Raw genomic sequence first — 696 nt, 5'->3', positions numbered from 1 at the left:
TGCGGGTCGGCGGGGACGGGACGGAAGGTGACGTCGTCCGGCGCGGACGCGTGGGTGACGCGGACGTCGGCGCCCTGGCTGCGGCCGATCCGGGCCACCACGTCGGCGAGGAGTTCGGCGCGCGGCTCGGCCGGGACGCACAGGTCGATACGGCTGCCGCGCAGGGCGTCGCCGTGTCCGTACGCGAGGCCGTCACGGCGAACGGCACGGACGAGATCGGCGCGGGAGTCCCCGGGTCCTGAGCTGAGCGTCAGGTTGAGGAACCCCGGTCCGGTGACGTCGACGGCGGCGATACCCGGGCTGTCGGCGAGCCGCCGGGACAGGATGTCGGCGACCTGCCGCGGGGGCCTGCCGGCGGGTCCGGCGAGCTGCAGGGCGACGTTCGTGGCGTAGTCACCACGACCGCCGGGCCGCGGCCGCTCGACGACGATCCGGGCCCCGCCCTCATCGACCGCGGCAGCATCGAGCTCACCGTCGTCGACCGCGCGCCGCACGGCGCGCAGGACGGTGTGGGAGAGCTCTGCGGGAGTCACGGGGTAAGCGTAGGCGAGGAGGGGGGTGGGCATGCGAGTCGGTTTGGCGGTTGGTCCGCGATGCGGACGGGGCGTCTCGGTGACATCGGCGCCGGGCGGCACGGGCCGGGCGGGGCGTCGGCGCGGGGCGTCTCGGTGACATGGGCGCGGGGCGTCTCCGGGA

Annotated in this window: 1 pseudogene; it reads right to left on the bottom strand. The window is 76.0% G+C overall.

Annotated elements, in window-relative coordinates:
* Positions 1–533 (bottom strand): annotated as a pseudogene (locus G3I40_RS03020) (hypothetical protein); the annotation flags it as partial.
* Between the last annotated feature and the right edge of the window lie 163 nt (positions 534–696).

Source organism: Streptomyces sp. SID14478 (assembly GCF_010548525.1).
In the GTDB taxonomy this organism is placed as follows: domain Bacteria; phylum Actinomycetota; class Actinomycetes; order Streptomycetales; family Streptomycetaceae; genus Streptomyces.
Note: the sequence above shows the minus strand (reverse complement) of the source record. Positions and strands in the feature narration are given on the sequence as shown.